Source organism: Psychrobacter sp. CX10 (assembly GCF_057621575.2).
Genome location: NZ_CM177736.1, coordinates 2,102,736 through 2,125,271, shown reverse-complemented (window position 1 = coordinate 2,125,271; position 22,536 = coordinate 2,102,736). Strand labels below are relative to the sequence as shown.

Here is a 22,536-nt window from a genome sequence, read left to right as displayed (position 1 = left end):
GACTCTCTTCGTTAGATACTAAGACCATATAAAACATAATCAAATGCTCGATGTTTTAGACTATAGTCGGACGTATAAGTCAAAGCCTGACGATCTAATAATCTTTCAAATTGGTAATCAGGTGAGCAATAGATATTGTTACGAATCAATAAGGCTATAACAGCGTGTATTTGTACTTTGTGGGTTTGTAGACTTGAATACGATAGCAGTTTTAGAAGGGTGTAGTTATTATAAGACTCGCGTAATACGTCACTTTTAAATGCGTGCATGAGTTCATAAGAATCATCATCTAAGTATTCAAAGTCACATTCTTTAGCATAGGCTTCGGCTAAATACTCTATGCCCTCACTAACTAATTGCGAATTTTGAATAGGTTCTACCTGGTAATCAATATAATCATGAGTACCGCTATCATCTTCGAAGCGTATAGAGCGATCTATTAAATTCTGACCAGCAGCATTCAAGGCGTTCGGTTCTTTTAGTGCTATAGCCTGTTCCATTAAGTTGTTGGCTTGAATTTCAGCTGCTTCTTGAGTAGTACTCGGATCTAATTGTTCTTTAAGTTCTTTAAGTTCTTGATTTCTTAATACGCGTGAGTATCGCCATTTAGCGGTAGCATAATTATCCGTATTTAAAGCATCTTTTGACAGTTGATCAAGTACGATCTTATTTTGTTTTCTAATATTTGCGTCATTATAACTACTACCGCCAATATCAAATTAAAAAATTATTGCACAAAAACTAAAGCCTATTAATAAGATCGTCGCCACACCTAAAACAAAGCCTTCCCAAAATTTTGATTTATCTTTTGGAGCACTATTTATGGCGCTTTTTTTTACTGTAGTGTTAGGCTTACTTGAAGCGTTATCAGTAGTAGAGTCTGACTGATTGTCTTCATTTTTAGACGGTTTATTATTCATCAGCTGATCTTTATTTAGGTTATAAGTTAGTAGGATATATAGACTCTTTAGATTAACATAATTTAAAGGTAATAATTTTTTTAGAATATAAACGATTAAGACAATAAATAAAAAAAGGCAGTAATATAAACAATTACTACCTTTATCATTTACAAATTTTGAAGAACTTAGTTATAAGAAGAACTAGTTATAAAATTATATCGCCATCAATGGTTTTTATAAATTTGGTTGCCCTAAATACAATTTAAGGATTAAGCGAATCAAATGATAATGCATCAAGTGCAAGCACATAAATAACACCCGAACTTAGAGCATTCATTCACTTAACGCATCGTCACATACTCTTCAGAGCCAGTAGGATGAATAGCAACCGTATTGTCAAAGTCCGCTTTGGTTGCGCCCATTTTGATAGCAACAGCAAAACCTTGAATCATTTCATCGACACCAAAACCGATGCCATGTAAACCGATGATTTTTTCTTCTTCACCTAAGCATACCAGTTTCATAAAGCACTTTTGACGATGCTGGGTGACGGCACTGTACATAGGGGTAAAGGTCGACGTATAGCATTTGATATCTTCTTCCCCATACTGATCAATAGCTTGCATTTCAGACACGCCGATAGTTCCAATTGGAGGGTGGGTAAAGATAACCGTTGGAATCAAATTATAGTCTAAATGCTCATCAGGTTTATTGTTAAATAAGCGTTCAGACAACCGGCGGCCGGCAGCGACAGCAACTGGAGTCAAGTCGATACTATTTTCAATGATATCACCCACTGAATAAATACCTTCGATATTGGTGTTTTGATATTTATCGACTTTTATTTTGCCGATTGAGTTGGTTTCGACCCCAGTCACTTCAAGGTTGATAGTATCAGTATTCGGTTTACGACCAATCGCCCAAATTAAGCAGTCTACTGTGTTGCTGCGCTCATCTTCCAAGTTAATCGTCAGGCTACCGTCATCGTTTTTAACGACCTCTTTTATAGTGCTGTGAGTGTGAATATAGATGCCTTCTTTCGCCATCTCTTCTATCAAAACATTAACCACACTATGATCGAATGAGCGTAGTGGGGAATGTTTACGCACGTATAGACTGACTTCTGAGCCTAAGCTGCGTAATACGCCTGCGATTTCAACCGATACGTAGCCAGCACCAACGATAGCTACTCGTTTTGGTAATTCGTCTAATGCAAATAAACCATCAGAGTCAATGCCATATTTAGCACCTTTGATATCAGGGAAGATAGGACGACCGCCAGTAGCAATGAGTATATGGTCAGCAGTAATATGTTCGCCATTTACTTCAACCGTTTTTGCATCTACAAATTTAGCAAAGCCGTTAATCACTTCGACGTTGTTTTTACCCAGATTTCTCTCATAAGCAGCGTGTATATTGCTAATATATTTTTCACGGGTTTCGATCAGCTTACTAAAGTCAAAATCTTTAACATCAATATCAAAGCCATAATCTGGTGCGTATTTATGAATGGCTTCAGCAACTTGGGCGCCATACCACATAACTTTTTTGGGCACGCAGCCTAAATTAACGCAAGTTCCTCCTAAATGGTTGGCCTCAATAATTGCGCACTTTTTACCATACATAGCCGCACGGTTAATTGAAGCGATACCGCCACTGCCACCGCCAATAGAAATATAGTCATAATGTTTAGTCATATTTAAACCTTATATTTATTATGTGAAATTTTAGATGTTTGCTAATAGCTATATTGATTAATAACCGATTAAATAGAAGCTTTTTAAATAAGAGCCTTATAAATTTTGGTATAAAGCCTAGTTTGATAATTCAGATCTAATGTTACCTTATATTTGTTTTTGACTCTATTTGAGTCACGTATAAGATATGCTAATCTGCTAGGTGTGACTTATTTAAATGTTAAACAGACCCAACAAGGTAGCCCTATGATTATCAACAATCGTGAACGAAAAAAAACTTTTAAACATTTAAGGTTTAATGAACTGTTTGCTGCACTAATTGTAGGAACAGGATTATTGATCTCTTATTCTACATTGGCGCAATCACAATCCAGTACAACTTTTATTGAAGCTGACAATATACAAAAATACAAAGTAGCAGATTTCTCAGATAGGTACGACGCTGAAATTCTAGTTAACAAAGAATTAGATGAGCAACAGGTCAGTATTGTAGTCAAAGATGCTGATACTCAAGAAGTGATTATCAATCAACCCTCAGATATTAATATTGAATATGAGTTAAGTGACAGTATTGATGATAGCTCAAAAAATAATGTTATCAGCGCCAACATCGTTGAAGCGCCATATGGTAGCCATAATGTACTCATTTATGACGACTTCAACTTTGATAATCAAAAAGATTTGGCGCTAAAGGATGGCAGGCACGGGTGTTATGGTGGAACTTCTTATAAAATTTATTTGAATCAAGATAATGGGTTTATATATAGCGACACGTTTACAGATCTTACATACGGTAATTGTGGATTTTTTAATATTGATAAGGAAACACAGACCTTACATACCATGACCAAAAGTGGGGCAGCTTGGCATAAATATAGCGTATATAAAGTGGTTGATAACAAACCAGTGATTGAACAGGATATAGTAGAGGAGGGGGATGTCAGAGGCTTCTTTAAAATAACGGTAACTACTTTTGAAGATGATGACAAACATATAGACAGTTTTTTAATTCTACCCTCCTCTGATGAGCAGGTACCGAATTCTTTTTATAGCGTTACTCTCATTAATAATAAGAAATTATTGTTGGGAAGCTATGATGAAAAGCGTCTATATTATGCGTTTGCAGACCAAAATGATCGGATTGAGCTGTTTTATGAAGGAGAGTTTGTCTATGATCATCATGCTAACACGATATCTTTTTATAATAAGCCGGTGACCTACGTGATAAACGATAAGGGAATACGGGTACAAACGCCTAATAAGACTCGATTTTTAGAATCAAAGTCTAATTCTGTTCAGGGTAAACTAATTAATTTATTAAAGTACGAGAATGTCAAACTAATTTAAAAACCATCATTTAAATAAACGCTCAAATTATCAATAGGCTGCTCAGGCTCTTGATTAAACAGTTGTCAGTACAGTAAGTAATGGGGGTTTGAGTCCAAAGTTCCAGTAGCTTTTAGCGGCATACTAATCTTTGTAAACATAAAAATCACCATCTTATGCCTCATTCAATAAGATAACGTCATAATCTGAGGAGCTATAAGAGTACATGAAAGCAGGTAATTTGAAGTTACCATTACTGTTGGTTTTAGTGTCATGAATGCTATTTTTGATGATTACAACATCGCTTAAGGGTTGATTAGTCTTTTTATCTATGACTTGTTCTGTAATCTCTGGTGTCATGCAGTGCACCTTTTGTTGACAGCCAATTTGGGTCAAGATAATAGTTATTATTGCAACACATGATTTCTTAAGCTTCATCAAGCTCTTATGTAAAGGTTTCTAGTATTATTTTCAACCACTGTAAATTATCCAACAGTATTTAATAAATGGCTGTTATAGACGTCACTAATAAACCCATCCCTCTCAATTATTATAGTCTTATTGTATTTATGAATGGTACTTCCTTCTTGATGTACCTTTTTAGAAACTTGTTAATAGCAATAGCGACTATTTTTTGCAACTTTTTACAAGAGAATTTATCGCCTTTACGAGCAACGGGTATGCCGTTATGGGAAGTGTTAGGTGAGCCACTGATAACTGTTCTGCCATGCGTTTTCTTCGCGCCAATAGTTATATATGCTGCAATGAGCTTTCTTGGTATAAATGTATTTAAACTAGCATTGCGTAAGTAACTAATTCATTTTCAACAGACCCTATTAAATTTAAATTGATGATGAATATAAAACGCGTATATTATATGTTTGAACAAGGCATCTTAATGAAATCAATTAGAACTCTGTATTTACAACATGAATAATATTGATAGATATACTTAACGTGTTTAAACCTACTTCAAATAAGATTTAACCTTAATCACTCTTTTTGAGTCCCCACCAAGATAATGCAGTAACTAATATGGCACCCAATAGCATAAGCCCAATAGTAACCAACCACTGAGCACCTTCAGGATAGTGCCAAGGGGCTACATTAATTATCGCATCACCAGCCAAAGTGCCTAACTCATCCACCTTCCAAGGCCAGACCTTCATCAAAGAGCCAGCAATAAAGCCAGTTAATAAAGCTAACGTCCCTTGATAGTAACGTGATAACAACCATTTAAGGGCTTTAGTGAACAATAACAGTCCAGTGACCATACCAGCCATTAGGGTAATGATGATAGGTAAATTGAAGTTATGAACCGCCTCCAATACCCGATCATAAACCCCTAGCAACAATAGGATAAAAGAACCTGAAATACCCGGTAACACCATGGCGCAAATGGCAATCGCCCCTGAAAAGAAGATATAGAGCAGGCTTGGCTCTGTGGTGACCAAAGGCATGCTACTAATACCAACTGCAGCAATAATACCAATTAAAAATAAGCTAACTCTGGCTAAATTCCAGCGTTTGATTTCACCTAATAATATAAATACAGTGGCAATAACCAAACCAAAGAAGAAAGACCAAATTAACAACGGTTGATTGTCTAATAGGTTTTTAATAATTCCAGCTAAGGTTGCAAAACTAGTAACAATACCTAAAAGCAAAACCAATAAAAAAGTGGCATCTACTTCGCGCCAGATAGCGAGCAATCCTTTTAGACCGCCTTTATGACGATAGATCTGCCATAAGTTTGGACCAATACGACTAATTGCACCAATCAAACGCTCGTAGATACCAGAAATAAGCGCGATGGTACCACCCGATACACCAGGCACAATATCCGCTGCACCCATCGCCATGCCTTTTATATAAACAGCTACAAGATTTTTCGGATTGTTTTTTGGACTGTGGCTTGGGTTATCTACAAGGTTCGAAGGGTTATTGGGCTGAGCTGCTTTTAATGAAGAAGACGACGCTTTTGATTCAGGTCGTTGAGAATTAGGGGTCGTCATCGACATTCCTTACTGGATAAGTAAATAAGACAATAATAAGTAAGTTGACTGATTAGGTTTAAGGTATTCTAGAATTGAATGCATTTTAACATGAGTATGGGTTTTGCATATTGAGAATAACAAACCGATTTAAGAAAATATACTTCATAGTAATCATTTTCAATAATGTAATAAGCTTAATTACTTATTTTAAATCGGCCACTTGACTGCACATACTCTTTAATAGCTTTTTATATATAGTTATAAGGTTTTATCAATATCATAAGGCCAAATTAATGGCCTACAGAATTGGAGAATATATTTAGGACGACAACCCCAGCAACGATAAGAGAAATACCAATCGTGGCTGGCAGGTCAATGTGTTGTTTAAATACAATCACTCCCATGCCAGCGGTCAAGATAATACCTATGCCGCCCCACAAAGCATAAGCAATACCTAATGGAATGACTTTGATGGATTTTGCGAGCATGTAGAAAGACAGCCCATATAAAACCACCATTAGGGCAGTTGGTAATAGGCGAGTAAACTCTTCTGACTTTGCTAAAAAGGTAGTACCTGCTACTTCGCAAATGATAGCAGTGGCTAGGTAGATATAAGCCATAGTGAGCGTAGATACGGTGAAGGGCATAAGCGTTAACCAGAATAAGCTAGAAATATCTATGGATACTAAATATTGAATTTTAACGCCATTGTAATATGAAGATGAATAAGGTCAATACGATATTTTTTAAATAGGTGACATTGATGTCAAAATTTTAGTGTAATAAGTGTTGAGTTAAATTTGACTTTAGCGTGCAGTGGATTGGATTGTTTTAGAGTAGTGTAGATAATAATCGTGTATCTAAAGACCATAGACGTCTAATAACGTTTAGTAAACAAGGTGCAGCACTTAAAGCAGAAAAGACTTTCATATTGAAAGTCTTTTCTTTAATTAGACAATTAAGGTTAATATGACAGCTGAGTGCCATCGGCTGTTATGACATTTTTGTGTGAATACTCACTGCGGTCTGGACGCTGCAACGTACCTACTTTTTCAGCATAGTCAATAAAGGATTGAGTGTATAAAAGTTTGGTGTCGACCACCTTGCTTTTATCAGCGAAAACAGTACCTAATGTAGTATAGCCATCGCGCCCTTCAGCTATATAGTCGTTAGTGACTACTGTATAGGTCTTGGCGGTGTCATTTAAATCAAACATTGACCATATGCCTGTATCACGATCACGAACTTCGATATTGTAAACGCGCTGACCACGAGGTTGAGTCAAATCTAAATCCCAACGCAGTCCATCGGCATAGGGATGTGAACCTGATGAACCATTCAAGTCCATATGGTTGGCAATGGCATCTTCAAGCGTATCCTTAACTTGTTGAGCGGTCATTTGAAGATTCACCAAAGTATTACCAAATGGCAATACCGTGTAAGCAGTGTCATAGCTCACATCACCCTGCATAATGGTCTCGCGCACCCCGCCTGCATTTTGTATACCAAAATCTGCTTCTAATGCACCGTCCAAAAAGGCTTTGGCGACCACTTGGGCGGCATCACTACCGCGAGACTGCGTGGCTGTATCTTCACACCCAGTGATATCAGCTGAACGTGTGGTGCCGGGTACCCGAACCAAACATAAAGGCTCACTTGAGGTTGCGATAATTTGTTGCAATTTATCATCAATTTGAACAGTGTAACTTTCTAATATAGAAGCAGCTTGAGAGTTTGGCGCATAAGGTAGAATTAAATCCTTATCAAGTAAAAACTGTGACTGGCTTAACAGGCTGTCCAAGATAGCCTGATTGTTTGTAGAATCAGTCGCCATAAATTCAGCACTATTCACATCATAACGCTCGAAAGTTTCACCGACAGGAATAATTGCTGACCCAGTACAGCTATCTACACTACCTTTATCATTAAAGGCAACCTGCATAACACCTACCGCCTTGGTATATTCCCAAGCTTGACCGACGCACACGGTATCGCCATCTTTGTTAGTTAATACAGTAGGATAGGCTCCTTGAGCACCAAAATTATCTTCAGCGGACTGGCCGTAGCGGGTAAAGTCACCCAATAAGGTATGTGAATCGCCCCCTATGATAACGTCCACATCGGTGAGTGCGGCTGCTAAGTCGATATCATTAACATAAGTATAGTGAGTTAATAAAACGATATGCTCGATACCTTGAGCTTTTAATTCATCTATATACGTTTGAGCAGTCGTGGTTTCATCCAAAAAATCTGTACTGGCTAAGGGGCGTGATGAATGTCTCGTTTTACCTTCGATGTCGATTCCTATGATACCTACTTTAACGCCTTCACGCGTCGTGGTAATGGTATAAGGCTTGATATAATCATCGACATTACTGGGTGCAAGAGGCGTACCCAAAGCTGGTTTCACATTTGCGCCTAATACAGGAGTTTGACAATCATTGGGATTGTTGTCACTACCATGTAGGCGGTCTATAAAGCGTTTTAAACCTGCATCGCCTTCATCGAACTCATGATTACCCAGTGCAAATGCATCAAAGCAGATGGTATTCATCATATCGGCGTCGGCTTCACCTTGAAAAAAACTAAAATAGCTTGACCCCGTTAAGGCATCGCCTGCTTCAAGTTTTAAAAAATTATCATTACCATAACGGGCTTCTAATTCATCAAATACACTTTTCAAACGTGCAAATCCACCACGCTCACTGCGATAAGTCGTACCATCTATGACAAATGTTTGTCTGCCTTCTGATTCCAAATGTGAATGGTGATCATTAATATGAGCGATGGTAAGCTTTGTTGGTACAAAGGTTGGGGTAGGTGACGATGAACCCCCATCTTTATTTATATCTTCAAAAGCAGTGTCGAGATTATCGTTGTCGTCTCCGCATGCAACCAAAGTTGTACAACTTACGGCCAATAGGGCAGACAATAGACCCACTTTGATAGGTTGTTTTGGTTTATAAGAGTGTGTAGTAGTTGAAGACAGAGACGATGAGGGAGTGAGAAGATTTTTAACTATTTTCATGAGAACTATACCTTTATAACAGCACCAGTGAAATAACGTAGACTTAACAACAGTTAAGTAAGAGTAGCTGACATTGATGACAAAGATATGAAACACATTTATTAATAAGGACTATAAATAGCCCTAAATTATGGGGTGTACTACTACAGATTATTGGTGATTTACTTCGCAAGATTTTCTAAACTACATGAAGAGGAATGCTGCATCTAAAGATACAAGAGCGCTGGTTAATTAGAAAGATAGAGGCCACTATTATCGTTATTATTCAGCTTTAGTTGCTTGTAAAGTCAGAGCTTCTCGATTTTTGAAAAACTCAGGGTTCTGGATGGGCTTAGTAGCCGCTTCTTTATAAGCTGATGAATCAAACAGCATTTTGGAAGTCAGTATTTTAGGTGTGTATTGGGAATAACGATTAGAAACCTCAACCTTATTATAATCGGGTGCGACTGGTCGACTAAATGAGTAATTTTGATGGGTGTGAATGGCAAAGAAATAATCGCCTCTTTCAAGCATATAAATATAAAAGTTGGGTTTAGCATCTGGTACATATTGCGGGTCATAACGCTCATCAATAGAGTAACCAAGACCTGATTCTAAGGTATCAACGAATTGCTTTATATCGGCATATTCAGATCCGGGTAATTGATAGGTAAATTGCTTTTGGTTAGGTGTGGCAATGAAGACTGTTATGGTCTGATTATCAGAGGTTTGTAGAGGGTAGTGTCCAGTCTTATCGTGATAGGTTTCGATTAAGTCGACCCAGTACTTTAGCTGCCTAAGCCGGATAATGTCCGCATCTGCTTGAAAACCCTTATAGGCAGCTAACATATCAGGCGTGTAAATATCAGCTGCGGTGGGTCTGTCCTTGTCAGAACTTGATGACAAGTTGGTGTTATTTAAATTTGCATGGCTGGGCGCATTGATGCCAATTATTCCAGTTAGAAGCAGTGCTATGCTTTTTGAGGCAAGTTTAAGCCCTTGTTTATAAGTTAAGTTGGTCATGGTTTAGTCTTTTCTCATTGTCATATGTAGGTATTTAACTTAACCTTAACATTAAAATAATGATGCTGTCTTTATTACATTGCTCATTGTTATATTTTTATGGACAAAGTTAGGGTTTTAATGTTTATTAGGGTAATGCAGTAGTAAAGCTTGATTTATTTTTCATAAAACATTTCTAAAACCTAAAGAATATCAAATAGTCGAGCAAAAAAAGACAAGCGTAGGGTATGGCAAAGAAGTTTTTGGGAGCATTCCATGCATAACGATGAAGATTATAGTTCTCATATTGATTATATCCATATGATTCATGTCTGTTAAACATGGATATGTATCACAGGTCAAAGATTGGCAATATTAGTCGTTTCATCAACATGTATATGATGGTTTGCTTAATTTGGATTGGGGCAAGTAGTGTTGTAACTCTATATAATTGTTGGGTGTCGTTGCCTTCACCCAACCTACGTGCTTAATTCTACTTATTTAGCAGGAAGTGTATTAAACGCTCTTAAAATATTGTCTTTAGCAGTTTCATTGAAATAGACACATTCTTCGGGCATAACAACACTAACATCATCAATTTGATAGGCTTGCTCATATGATGCATCATAAACTGTATCTTGATACCTAACGACAGCGTCATCGTTATTATCATAAGCCCAAGGTGTGCCACTCCATACGCCTTGATTGGGGTTAGTTAAGTCATTTACCCCTTCTTCAAAAGTAAAGGGAACTTCGATATCAACAAACGAGAAGTAATCCATGTTTATACCAGTACTCACCATGACTTTACAACTGGCATCAATTGAAAATGTACCAACATTACCCAGTGAGTTTAAATAATCATTACTTAGGGAGTCAAAACTGCCAGTGTCACCTATACGGCTGCCTGAAAGGTCTTTATCTTTATAGGTTGTGATAGCCGTATAACCGTTGTCTAGTCGTTGTATAAATTTATTATCATCGAAGCTAGCGTTTGGATATTCTTCCTGAATAGTACGTTCATTAAGCGTTTGATTGGTTTTGAAAACGCTCACACCTTGCTCGGTTAACGCCATGAATTTAGTAATATCAGAAGGATTACCTTGAAATGCACCTTGTGAAACAGTCAAGGTAGAGGTTGTTGAGTCAGATTTATCTTCATGTTCAACAACCCCTGTACCAAATAATCCAAGCTCTCCTGCATCATCAGTGTCGACATTTGCTAAAATCTGATAACCATACACGCCCGAAGATAGTGCTGGTTGTTCGATAGGGGTTACTATCACTGGTGAGGGCGCAAGCTGCGCAAATAACGTATCAAGAAAATCGTCATAATCGATGATTTGGGGTGTGTTGAATGGGGTAACGTCAATACATTGCCCACCATTAATATCGTATGTGTTATCCATACCTTGTGCAGGAATACTAATAGCATCGAACGAATAGTAGCTATTCCCTGAGGTTAATGTCAATGGAGTATTTATCGGCACACGAATACTAAAGTTACCTTGTTCATCTACGCCGCCATAGTTTTTATAACCACGTCCTTGAATACTGGCTAAAAAATAGTCTTCAAGTTTATCTGTATCATCGCTAGAGACACATCCCTCAAGTAGTGCAGAGTATTCGTCGACAGGGATGTCTAAATTCCAAAGTGTGAAATGGTTGACCTTACCTAGATAGGTGCCATCAGGTTGACGAGTGGCTACGCCATCTTTAATCCATATAAGCTCATTTTCATCATAGTACCATAATGGAATGGTGTCTAAATCTTGATCTGTTGTTGCTTCTGGGAAAATAAGTGTGGCTGTTTCATCACCTTTAAGGGTAAGCTCACTATTAGTCACTGGATCTGTAAGCTTGACATCAATGACCCCTACAGTAACTAAGTTTGTTCGATTTTCTCCAGATGCGTCTTGTCCTGCAAAAGGTTGAGCGAATGACCGCATACCTGATATCGAGTCAGGGTTATAATAATTAGCATTAATTTGAACGGTGCCTAAGTAGGTTGATCCATCTTGGTTAACCACGGCATTGGCAGGAATGCTTACCTTTGCGCCCGATACCTCTAGATTGTTTAGTCCGGTACGACTATCAAACGCAGTACTCACCTGATCTTCATTAAGTGAAAAATCTAGGTCATACTTTTGTTCCGGCATTACAGTAATTTCACGAGACGTAGTTAAATAACCTGCCTTTTTAGCCATCACGGTCATTTTGACGTTATCAGATTTATCCAGCGTTAAGGAGTAGTTACCTGAAGCATCTGTATTAGTAGTCATCACGCCATTGGTGACTATGGCATCGGCAAGTGGATTGCCATTACTGTCCGTAATCGTACCATCAATAGTTGTTTTTTGAATAACTGCAACGGGCGGATTGTTAGAATTATCTGAACCACTTTGACTATTGGTAGTAGGGCTATTATCGCTATCGCCGCCACATGCTGTTAGAGCGAGAATGGATGCGACAGCAAGGGTGCATAAATTGAGTGTATACTTTGAAGAGGACAACATTATAAATCCTATATTATGTAGAAATTAACTTTATTTGCTAAGCAGAATTGGGGGTAAAACAAACTATATGTGCATTAATGAAAACTACAAAATCTATTTAAATAAAAAGGCTACTCATCAAGAGTAGCCCTATTAAAAACATTTATCAATAAATTTCTATATCTAACCCGCAAGCATCGGCTTTAAGAATTGCCCCGTATACGGCACTTTACTCTCAGCCACTTTCTCTAGCGTACCCTCAGCGATAATCGTGCCACCATTCTTACCACCTTTAGGACCCAAATCAATAATTCAATCGGCGGTTTTAATTATGTCCAAATTATGCTCAATCACATTAATAGTATTGCCATTAAAATGCAAAATATTTAATAGTAGGTTGGGTGTCGAGGTACGAGACCCAAAAAATTATAAGTCTGGATTATATTTATTCGTTGGGTGTCGTTGCTTCCAACCTAATACTACCGTACTAATCGCTTTTGACTATCTTCTTAATATTATCTCCCATTTCAATTAGCTTAGTACTCATTTCGGAACTGGGTAAGTCATTTTTATAAGGTCTATCTAGTGTAGATGACGCATTCATACCTATTGTATCAATAGCTATTGTAAGCAGCTTTTCCAATAAAGGCTCTTGCTTCTCATCATCTAGTTGTTCTATTTGGATTTTGAAACCTTCATAAGATTTAGCTAAAGCTTCTTTATGAGCATATTCTTGTTTAAGTCTTTCAGATTCTTTACGTCTATTAGCTGAGAAAAAAGCTAGCCATATTGCAGGTATTAGAATAGGTATCTTAAAGGCTAGTGCTATGCCCAGTTCTTCAAGTGATTGATATTCTCTAAGCTTCAAAGAGAAGGGGAAGAATGTTAATGTATCTATTGATAAATATAAAGATATCAAGATAATAGCTATCAAAACACTATAGAATATCAATGTGTACGTTTTAATTGGCTTATCATAAGATTTATTCAAATTATGATAAGCACTGGCTAATCCAGCACTTGTAGCCCCAGGGATTAGAATTTCAATATCTTCTTTTAACTTTTCGTAGCGCTTTCTTTGAGAGTCAATTTCCTCTTTCAAGCCTTTATGGACTGTTTTACCATTTTCATCAATAGTTTCCTCAAAAACAGCATGGTAATAGCTCATTAGTTCTTCTAGACGGTCCTTACATGCCTCATAGTGTTGCTCTATTTCTTTCAATAACTCAAAAGCTGAGTTTTTTGATTGTTTTATTTCGTTTTGTATTGAGTTGTCGCCTTCGAAAACACTATTATAGAACTCATCAATTATAGACTTTTTGCTCTCAATCTCTGTTTTTAAATCATTAATTTGTGCTTCAATTGAAAGCATATCATTTGGGCTATACTCATCTAAAAAAGCTTCTGCAAAACTATTACTTGAACCCTCAATCTTCTTTATTTTTTGATAAATATCATCTATCTGAAATTCTTTATCAGAAAAACGTTTATTGTAAATACCAATATCTTCCATGAAGTCAGATGCTAATTGAGATACTCTTTGACTAGAAATAATTAACGACTCTTCTTCGTTCTCTACTATTAATGATGGAGTTAGGATGTATGGATAAATTAAAGTTAATAAAGCGTCAATTTGAGTATTAACTTGCTTTATCATCTGAAGTGATTTCTGAGACTCGAACTTTATTAAAGTTGAATAAATACTTTGAATGCTATTTGAGGCTTGAGAAAGAAAGCTTAAAGGAACTAAAGCTGCATTTATCCTACTCCACATTCTATCTATAAAGTCTATTACTTCTAAAGTTCTTTGCATCTCAATAAGGATCTCTTCATTTTCAATATCTTCCTGCTCAAAAGAATCAGCAATTTGTTTTACATCAATCCATGAATTTTGTATATCATTGAAACCAACAATCCACCTGTTCATAAAAACCTCATTTGTAAGTATGATGAGATAATAAACTTAATTTGATGAATATTATACATTCAGTATGATTTGATTGTTTAATTGAAATATGAAACTCAACCTCGAAGGTGCGGTTTAGCCCCGATTGCAGCGGATATACTTGGCAATGCACAGAGTTGCGGGCGCTTAGCAAGGGGCGTTATCGAGGAAACAGGAACGAAACTTGCTATTAGCGCCCGCCACTGTGCTAGCCAAGATAGTAGCGAAAAGCGGTAATTGCTACAGAATAAACGACAATAAAAAAGCCACTCCCTAAAGCGTAGCCTTTCTATAAAAAACAAACAACAACTAAGTTTCTAACTCGCAAGCATCGGCTTTAAAAACTGTCCCGTAAACGATACCTTACTCTCAGCCACGTCCTCAGGCGTGCCTTCAGCAATAATCATGCCGCCATTCTTACCCCCTTCAGGACCTAAGTCGATAATCCAATCGGCGGTTTTAATCACGTCCAAATTGTGCTCAATGACTACAATGGTGTTGCCCTTATCACGTAAGGCATGCAGGATATTAAGTAGTTTGTAAATGTCATGGAAATGCAGACCTGTGGTCGGCTCATCCAAGATATACAGCGTCTGACCGGTATCACGCTTGGCAAGCTCACGAGCCAGCTTGACACGCTGTGCTTCACCTCCAGATAGGGTAGGGGCAGACTGCCCCAATCGAATATAGCTCAAGCCCACATCCATTAATGCTTGCAAGCGACGATGAATCGGCGGAATGGCAGAGAAGAACTCAGTAGCATCCTCTACCGTCATGTCCAACACCTCGGCAATGCTTTTGCCTTTGTAATGTATTTCAAGCGTCTCGCGATTATAGCGTTTGCCATGACAGCTATCACAAGGCACGTACATATCAGGCAAGAAATGCATCTCAACTTTAATCAAACCATCACCCTGACAGGTCTCACAGCGTCCACCTTTTACATTAAAGCTAAAGCGACCGGCTTTATAACCCCGTGCTTTGGCCTCTTGCGTTTGCGAGAACAAATCACGTATTGGAGTAAACACACCCGTATACGTGGCAGGATTGGAGCGTGGTGTACGCCCAATCGGGCTTTGGTCAATATCAACCATTTTATCCAGATACTCAAGCCCCGTGATACTTTCATAATGATCAGGCACTAAGGTTGATGCATTGTTTAATTGAGTTGCTGCGAGTGGCATCAAGGTACGGTTAATTAAGGTTGATTTACCAGACCCGGACACCCCAGTGATACATGTAAAAGTACCAATGGGTAGCGTCAAATCAACGTCTTGTAAGTTGTTGCCTGTGGCGCCTTTTAGCTCAATTTGCATCGGTACAATCTTTTTGGGCTTTGGCTTTTTGTTCTTAGCGGCCTTTTTTGCGGCAGCAGCTTTGGCTTTACCCATTGGCATAATACGCGCTTTTTCAGGCGGATTATTAAGATCAATGGTTTTAGCTTTATGACGAGTTTTAGGAATCTCTATCTTTTTCTCACCAGACAAGTACTGCCCAGTTAACGACTCTTCAACATCCATAATGTCTTGCATGGTGCCCTCAGCAATCACATGACCGCCATGTACGCCAGCGCCCACACCAATATCAATCACATGATCGGCTTGACGAATGGCATCTTCATCATGCTCAACAACCAAGACCGTATTGCCCAGATCACGTAAGCGAACCAAGGTTTGTAGCAGACGATCATTATCACGTTGATGCAAACCGATAGACGGCTCATCAAGCACATACATCACGCCCATAAGGCCCGCACCAATTTGACTGGCAAGACGGATACGCTGTGCTTCACCGCCTGATAAAGTCTCAGCAGAGCGAGCGAGGTTTAAGTAATCGAGACCAACACTGACCAAGAAGTTTAGGCGCTCATTAATCTCTTTGAAGATTTTTTCACTCACTTCACCTTTAGCACCGCCCATGTGCAAATCGCTATAATAGTTTGCTGCATCCCCAATCGATAACTGAACTATTTCGGCAATACCACGGCCATCTACTCGAACGTTGCGTGCGATTTCATTCAAACGAGCACCGTCGCAGACGTTACAGGTGGTGTCGGCTAAATATTTAGCCAATTCATCACGAACAAAGTTACTTTGCGTCTTCGCATAACGACGCTCAAGGTAGGGGAGTACCCCTTCAAATGGCGTTGTCTTTTTAGTTTTGCGGCCACGCTCATCGGTAAAGTTAAATTGGATTTTCTCTTTACCAGACCCTTTAAGAATGATATTACGATGCTCTTTAGATAGCTCCTGCCACGGGGTATCCATATCTATATTAAAGTGTCTGGTAACCGTGTTTAATAAGCCAAAATAATAGGCATGACGCTTGTCCCACCCACTTATTGCGCCTTGATTTAAGGTTTTTTCAGGATTATTGACTAATTTTTCAGCCGCAAAGTACTGACGTTTGCCAAGTCCATCACAAGCAGGACACGCACCATACGGGTTGTTAAAACTAAACAAACGCGGTTCTAATTCACCCACCGCTCGATCACACACAGGGCAGGAATGTTTGGCCGACAGCACTTGATCATCACTGTTTCCAGTGGCAGAATTGATTGACGCGTCAGGATTGGGGTTGCCATCCATATAGTGCAAGATGGCTAAATCACCACCCAAGCGCAGCGCCGTCTCTAAACTTTCAGCAACACGATTGCCTAAGTCTTCACGAACTTTAAAGCGATCAACCACCACTTCAATGGTGTGTTTTTTATTTTTTTCTAAATCGGGTAATTCGTCCATATCATAGACATGACCATCGACACGAACACGCACAAAACCCTGACCGACCAATTGCTCTAACAGCACAACGTGCTCACCCTTACGATCACGAATTACAGGCGCTAATATCATAAGCTTGGTGCCTTCTGGCAACGCCATGATGTCATCAACCATTTCAGTAATGGTTTGTGCTACCATCGGCTCGTCATGCACTGGGCAATAGGGCGTTCCAACGCGAGCATACAATAAACGCAGGTAATCATAAATCTCGGTAATCGTACCCACGGTCGAGCGCGGATTGTGGTTGGTGGATTTTTGTTCAATGGCAATGGCAGGTGATAAGCCTTCAATGCTATCTACTTCAGGTTTGTCCATTTGCGATAAGAACTGACGCGCATAAGCTGATAAGCTCTCCACATATCGACGCTGCCCTTCAGCATATAGCGTATCAAAAGCCAGTGAAGATTTACCTGATCCCGATAAACCAGTAATTACAACAAATTTATCACGTGGTATATCTATGTTAACGTCTTTAAGATTATGGGTGCGCGCGCCGCGAATTTTAATATGTTCGTGTGCCATATAGAACCTTGTGTTATTGAATTATTTAGTATTAGGGCAGTTCTGTTTAGAGGTTTAAAAGTAGTTAGCTTGCTATAGAAAACGAATAAATACCTGGCTTTGTTTTAAAGCATAACTGAGTTTTTTGATAAGTTAAATTAGCCGTGAGTTAAATATATGTATAAGTTAGTATGGCTATTAATGGGTCTCAATTGACTTTATTTCAAGTTGTCATAAGTACTAATAAATGAATGTGCAGGTCAAAAAAAAGTAAGCGATAACCTCAAAAAATGAATGTTAAGCTTTAGAGGCTATCAATAGCAGCTATCAAAATTAGATAAAGGTTAGTGCGCATGGTGTAGATTAATCCATTATAATGACGCACTAACAAGGCAATATTGTGAAAACTGGTCAGATAAAAGTATTAAATTTCAAAAATGACATGAACGTGGGAGCCGTATGAATAGTATTGAGAAACGCGCGATTGCGGGTATTGGCGGTATTTTTGCGCTACGTATGATTGGTCTTTTCATGATAGTACCTGTTTTCTCAGTATATGGCGGCGACTATGCCTATTCCACGCCTTTATTAATTGGGTTGGCCGTAGGTATTTATGGCTTAGGTCAAGCGGTGTTTCAAATACCCATGAGCCTTGCTGCCGATAAGTTCCCTCGTAAGCCGATGATATTCTTAGGTTTGTTATTGTTCGCTTTAGGCGGTGTTGTGGCGGCAACTGCTGACACCATATATCAAGTTATTATCGGTCGCGCACTGGCAGGTAGTGGCGCAGTGTCTGCCATACTGATGGCGCTACTTGCGGATGTCACCCGCGAGCAAGTACGCACTAAGGCAATGGCGACGATGGGGCTGACCATAGCTACCTCTATTATGTTGTCCTTTGCACTAGGGCCAATGATGGTGGCCAGTGTGGGTATGTCAGGGCTGTTTTGGATGACCTCCTTGTTTGCAGTTTTGGCCATGTTATTGCTGTTTGTCGTTCCCACGCCTATGCGTGTTCTTAAGCACAATTTAGCAGATAAAACCATCGGTCAGCAGTTACGTGAAGTGCTAAATATTGGTGATTTAAACCGATTACATGTGAGTATTTTCGCGCTTCATCTGACCATGACGGCTATATTTGTCATTATCCCGCATCAATTGTCAGAGGTATTGGACCTTAGTGTGCGTCAGCAAGGCTTGGTGTATTTACCATTATTATTTATCGGCTTTGCTATTGCTATTCCTTTTATTATCGTTGCTGAAAAAAAACGCAAGATGCGTCAGGTATTTCTAGCGGCGGTAGCCCTAATGGTGTTAGCATTTATCGCATTAGCGCTCGGCAGCCAATTGAGTATTGTCTTATTGTTCGGGTTGGGTCTGTACTTTATAGGCTTTAACTTATTAGAAGCGACAATCCCCTCTTGGATATCTAAGCGTGCCCCTGTCAGTAATAAAGCCACGGCAATGGGTATTAACTCTTCAAGCCAGTTTTTTGGGGCATTTGTTGGCGGTGCGATTGGCGGATGGCTATTGACTCAGCCTAATTGGATGGGGTGGGGGTTATTGGGCTGCGTGATGGCAACTGCATTACTTTTACTTATTCCTATTCGTCAGCCCCCTTATCTAACCAGCACGACATTAGCGATACCGAAGGCGGCTGATGTACAAGCATGGTCAAATCAAATGATGGCGATAGACGGTGTGGACGATATTGTGGTTATGGCTTCAGAAGGTGTCGCTTATCTTAAACTAGACAAACAAAAGCTTGATGATACTTCACGACACCAGTTGTCACAATTAACTGAAACTCAGCTAGATATTTAAAGCAAATTTGGGTAAAGTGAAACGCAACAAACTGTGGTTATATTAATATCAAATTTAAAAGTTATATTAATTATCAAATTTAACGTTTATAAACAAAAGGAAATTTTATGCGCGGAGTTAACAAAGTAATTATTGTCGGTAATTTAGGCGCCGATCCAGAATCACGTCAGTTTAGTAATGGCGGCAGCGTGACTAATATATCGGTTGCGACCTCAGAACAATGGACAGACAAGCAAACAGGTGAAAAACGCGAAGCAACTGAATGGCACCGTATTTCTTTGTTTAATCGTTTAGGCGAGATTGCTGCACAATATCTGCGTAAAGGTAGCCAGGTTTATATTGAAGGCAGTTTGCGCACTCGCAAATGGCAGGATCAAAATGGACAAGACCGTTATACGACCGAAATACGTGCTGACCAAATGCAGATGCTAGGCGGTGGTAGTGGCGGCGGTATGGGTCAACAAGGTGGCAGCTTTGGGGGTCAAAACGAAGGCAATTATAATCAAGGCAACCAGCCACAGCAGGGTAACTATCCACAAGTTGGCAATCAAGGTGGCGGTAATCAAAACACCTTTAATCAAGGCAACCAAGGCAATCAAAGCCCAGCAAACAATCAGGGCGCTCAGCAAGCTCCTGAATTTAATAATCAAACCACAAATCCTGCAGGTGGGATGACTGATACGCCAAAAGATGATGATATCCCATTCTAGGATATAATAATTAAATATTGTATTTATAACTCATTAGCTCATTGAAATTTCAATGAGCTATTTTTTTTGATAGTGTCCTAATTTTTTTGTTTCAGATAGTAATTTAGGTTCAACAGGCCCTAAATAATCAAGCTTGCTTCGGTTATAGTCCTTGTTGAGCTACTTAATAGTTATGCGTAGATTCAATTGATTGCTACTAATAGGTATAATATTTGATAAATATTAGGTATGCTTAGCAGATAATGTTCTAATATCCCTAATTTTTAATTGATAAGATGTGTTTGAGCATTAAACTATGTGAATATTTAGAAACGCTTAATAAAATGTTTTATTCATGGCAAACGTCTGGGCTTAATTTTGCAATCTACAGTACTGACCCCTTTGAAATCTAACGAGTCCAAAGCGGCTCGTCCAAGCGCCTTATGGTGGCTACTTGGTATCCTATTGCTATGCTTGTGTATTATTATTCAAATGCCAGCTGCATGGCTGATTAATCAATTTATGCCAAATTCATCGTACTTACAGCAAGTATCAGGCAATATATGGCAAGGGTCGGCAGTCACACAGGTACCCGTTCAGTATTTAAATGCCAAATCCAATCAACCCATGATGGCAACGGTGACATGGAAGCTTAAACCATTATCTTTATTTTTAGGTAAGCTAAGTGCAGATGTGGATATTAATTCAGGGCAGACTCAGCTTGATGGGCAGTTAAGCCGTAGTTTAAATAGTGTCGCTGTCTCTGATTTATCTGGTAAAGTTGATAAGCAGACATTGGCTTCTATTGTCAGCTGGAATCTACCTGATGCACCGATTCAAGTTAATGCATTATCTGGAACTTTGCATGAATCTAAGGGGTTAATAGATGTCGATGGACAGCTTACTTGGGCAGGAGGTGAGCTTGGCTACCCAAATGGTGGACAAGTATATCGAATTAATCTACCTGCAATGCGTGCTGACTTGACACAAGAAACTAGAAACGATGCTCAAGTCATTCATGCCAATCTGGTTGATGTCAATAGTAAGCGACTTGGTGATATTTATTTAGATGCTAATGGTATGATTGATGTCGGGCTGACCCAAAGACTGCTGGAAAACATGCCAAATTACAAAGGTAATGCTGCTGCTGATACGACTGTTGTTAATGTCCGTCAACCCTTATTAGGTGGATTGAATAATAAGGACGCTAACTGATGGCGAATGCATTGACTTCTATTGCTAAACCTTTGATAAATAGTTTAAATAAACTGTCTGGTTGGTTGCTTCTGCTCGCTATTATTTGGTTATGTTGGGGAATCGCGAGAATCGTATGGTTATTACTTGCACCGCATCATGCGCCGAATCTACCAGTTTTACAAATTCAAACCCCGCAAGTTGAACGCGTTGATGCTAGCCGAGCTTTGGCTATATTTGAAGCACCCACACCACAAACACAACAAGCACAGCCTCCACCCAATATGATATTAACTGGCGTTATGACCTCATCAAAACGCTCATTATCATCCGCATTATTAAGTGTAAATGGTCAAATAGCTAACTATAGGGTGGGCGAACAGCTTACAGGTACAAACTATACATTGGTTGATGTAATGTGGGATAGTGTTCTCGTTGAAGACAATCGAGGACGACAGTCGGTTATAAAAATGCCTGAGCGAATGTCTTTGGATCAAGGGTCACAACCTGGCGCGCAAAATAATGCCACGAACGCCGCGAACAATGCTGCAAACGCCGCTAATAATAGATTACCCCAAGCACAAGCTAATAATACACCTGATGATGCGAGACGTAATATTCGTCAGCCAAGAAGACGACTTGGCGTCAATCAGTCTGTTGATCCTAACAATACTCAGACTTCCGATACGCCTGCACAGAATTTAGATACTGCAATCAATGAGCTGCGACAAAATCCTGTAGATTATCTTAGTAACATGGGGGTAATGGCAACAGGAGAGGGCTATCAAGTAACTAAGGCAATGCCTGAAAATCTGCGTAAAAAAATAGGTCTTGAACCTGGCGATCGCGTCATGTCGGTTAACGGACAGACTGTCGGTAATAATCCGGCTAGCGATGCTGATTTACTAAACGAGGTTAAACAATCTGGACAGGCGACTATTGAGATTAGACGAGGTGATCAGACCTTGACCGTACGCCAAAATTTTGATTAATTTTTGCCTAGATGCTGTCTTTTACTATAGTTTAATCTTTTACTATAGTGTTATTTTTTAAGATCGTGTCGTTTCATACTATAGTATCACCTATGACGATAGTGTCACCGATGAAGCAGCCCTAATATTTTAATATTCAATACACCTTATTTTATAAACTTTAAGTCTTTAAAAGAATTACATTG

Annotated in this window: 17 protein-coding genes and 1 pseudogene; 5 read left to right on the top strand and 13 right to left on the bottom strand. The window is 39.0% G+C overall.

The window, feature by feature from the left end:
* Positions 1-11: 11 nt before the first annotated feature.
* From AC21OH_RS08560 to gorA, 3 genes are all read right to left on the bottom strand, one after another.
* On the bottom strand, positions 12-500 hold the full coding sequence (locus tag AC21OH_RS08560) for a hypothetical protein (protein WP_487370080.1): 489 nt from the start codon (positions 498-500) through the stop codon (positions 12-14).
* A gap of 219 nt (positions 501-719) precedes the next feature.
* The gene (locus tag AC21OH_RS08555; protein ID WP_487370081.1) at positions 720-920 is read right to left on the bottom strand and encodes a hypothetical protein; all 201 of its coding nucleotides are present in this window, start codon (positions 918-920) and stop codon (positions 720-722) included.
* A 323-nt stretch (positions 921-1,243) separates the two neighbouring features.
* On the bottom strand, positions 1,244-2,599 hold the full coding sequence (gene gorA, locus AC21OH_RS08550; RefSeq protein ID WP_487370082.1) for a glutathione-disulfide reductase: 1,356 nt from the start codon (positions 2,597-2,599) through the stop codon (positions 1,244-1,246).
* Between the two features lie 246 nt (positions 2,600-2,845).
* Here gorA and AC21OH_RS08545 point away from each other — a divergent pair, with 246 nt between their 5' ends.
* Positions 2,846-3,946, top strand: coding sequence for an XAC2610-related protein (locus AC21OH_RS08545; protein ID WP_487370083.1), 1,101 nt, complete (start codon positions 2,846-2,848; stop codon positions 3,944-3,946).
* A 153-nt stretch (positions 3,947-4,099) separates the two neighbouring features.
* Here the strand turns inward: AC21OH_RS08545 and AC21OH_RS08540 are convergent, their stop codons facing one another.
* From AC21OH_RS08540 to uvrA, 10 genes and pseudogenes are all read right to left on the bottom strand, one after another.
* On the bottom strand, positions 4,100-4,285 hold the full coding sequence (locus tag AC21OH_RS08540; protein ID WP_487370084.1) for a peptidase associated/transthyretin-like domain-containing protein: 186 nt from the start codon (positions 4,283-4,285) through the stop codon (positions 4,100-4,102).
* Positions 4,286-4,475: 190 nt separating this feature from the next.
* Positions 4,476-4,640 (bottom strand): PAAR domain-containing protein, encoded by a 165-nt coding sequence (locus AC21OH_RS08535; RefSeq protein WP_491140418.1) that lies wholly within the window; start codon positions 4,638-4,640, stop codon positions 4,476-4,478.
* A gap of 274 nt (positions 4,641-4,914) precedes the next feature.
* A complete protein-coding gene (locus AC21OH_RS08530; RefSeq protein WP_487370085.1) occupies positions 4,915-5,940 on the bottom strand; it encodes a DUF368 domain-containing protein in 1,026 nt (341 codons plus the stop codon).
* Positions 5,941-6,212: 272 nt separating this feature from the next.
* Positions 6,213-6,569 carry a DMT family transporter gene (locus AC21OH_RS08525; RefSeq protein ID WP_487370087.1) on the bottom strand — a complete coding sequence of 119 codons (357 nt, stop codon included), beginning with the start codon at positions 6,567-6,569 and terminating at the stop codon, positions 6,213-6,215.
* 317 nt (positions 6,570-6,886) lie between these two features.
* Entirely contained in the window at positions 6,887-8,950 is a 2,064-nt protein-coding gene (locus tag AC21OH_RS08520; protein ID WP_487370088.1) for a bifunctional metallophosphatase/5'-nucleotidase, read from the bottom strand.
* Between the two features lie 261 nt (positions 8,951-9,211).
* Positions 9,212-9,952 (bottom strand): hypothetical protein, encoded by a 741-nt coding sequence (locus tag AC21OH_RS08515; RefSeq protein WP_487370089.1) that lies wholly within the window; start codon positions 9,950-9,952, stop codon positions 9,212-9,214.
* 476 nt (positions 9,953-10,428) lie between these two features.
* Positions 10,429-12,447, bottom strand: a complete 2,019-nt coding sequence (locus AC21OH_RS08510) for a carboxypeptidase-like regulatory domain-containing protein (RefSeq protein ID WP_487370090.1) — start codon at positions 12,445-12,447, stop codon at positions 10,429-10,431.
* A gap of 162 nt (positions 12,448-12,609) precedes the next feature.
* Positions 12,610-12,819, bottom strand: a pseudogene (locus AC21OH_RS08505) (hypothetical protein); the annotation flags it as partial.
* Between the two features lie 94 nt (positions 12,820-12,913).
* Positions 12,914-14,353 carry a hypothetical protein gene (locus AC21OH_RS08500; RefSeq protein ID WP_487370091.1) on the bottom strand — a complete coding sequence of 480 codons (1,440 nt, stop codon included), beginning with the start codon at positions 14,351-14,353 and terminating at the stop codon, positions 12,914-12,916.
* A gap of 335 nt (positions 14,354-14,688) precedes the next feature.
* On the bottom strand, positions 14,689-17,673 hold the full coding sequence (uvrA, locus tag AC21OH_RS08495) for an excinuclease ABC subunit UvrA (RefSeq protein ID WP_487370092.1): 2,985 nt from the start codon (positions 17,671-17,673) through the stop codon (positions 14,689-14,691).
* A gap of 438 nt (positions 17,674-18,111) precedes the next feature.
* Here uvrA and AC21OH_RS08490 point away from each other — a divergent pair, with 438 nt between their 5' ends.
* The 4 genes from AC21OH_RS08490 to AC21OH_RS08475 all read left to right on the top strand — a co-directional run bounded on the left by AC21OH_RS08490 (position 18,112) and on the right by AC21OH_RS08475 (position 22,351).
* Entirely contained in the window at positions 18,112-19,476 is a 1,365-nt protein-coding gene (locus tag AC21OH_RS08490; RefSeq protein WP_487370093.1) for an MFS transporter, read from the top strand.
* Between the two features lie 107 nt (positions 19,477-19,583).
* The gene (gene ssb / locus AC21OH_RS08485) at positions 19,584-20,186 is read left to right on the top strand and encodes a single-stranded DNA-binding protein (protein ID WP_486535588.1); all 603 of its coding nucleotides are present in this window, start codon (positions 19,584-19,586) and stop codon (positions 20,184-20,186) included.
* Positions 20,187-20,543: 357 nt separating this feature from the next.
* On the top strand, positions 20,544-21,380 hold the full coding sequence (gspN, locus tag AC21OH_RS08480) for a type II secretion system protein N (protein WP_487370094.1): 837 nt from the start codon (positions 20,544-20,546) through the stop codon (positions 21,378-21,380).
* On the top strand, positions 21,380-22,351 hold the full coding sequence (locus AC21OH_RS08475) for a type II secretion system protein N (RefSeq protein WP_487370095.1): 972 nt from the start codon (positions 21,380-21,382) through the stop codon (positions 22,349-22,351). Before gspN ends, AC21OH_RS08475 begins: the two co-directional genes overlap by 1 nt.
* Positions 22,352-22,536 lie beyond the last annotated feature (185 nt).